Raw genomic sequence first — 375 nt, forward strand, 5'->3', positions numbered from 1 at the left:
ATACCTGTAATTCCTGTTGCCCCAGTTATACCCGTGTCTCCGGTAACACCGCTAACCCCAGTAACTCCAGTAACGCCGGTAGCCCCTGCTCCCGCCAGTAATGTGTAGTCCGGAGAACTTCCCGGTGTTCCCGTTGGTGCAGCGACATTCGCAATATACGTACCGCCGTTAAATGTAACTACCTGACCCGCTGGGTATGTCGGAGCCACAGCCGGATCAAATGGTACCACTCCACCCAAACCTACTCCTGTAGCTCCAGTTATACCCGTTGCCCCAGTACTGCCTGTGACACTCAAGCCCGTTGCACCAGTTACTCCTGTCGCCCCTGCACCCGCCAACAACGTGTAGTCTGGAGATGTCCCTGGTGTTCCCGTT

At 55.7% G+C, this 375-nt stretch carries 1 pseudogene; it reads right to left on the reverse strand.

Annotated features, from left to right (window positions below):
* Positions 1-375: pseudogene (locus tag CHH60_RS29435) on the reverse strand (hypothetical protein); the annotation flags it as partial.

This window comes from Paenibacillus sp. 7523-1 (assembly GCF_002276415.1).
Classification (GTDB): Bacteria; Bacillota; Bacilli; order Paenibacillales; family Paenibacillaceae; genus Paenibacillus; species Paenibacillus illinoisensis_A.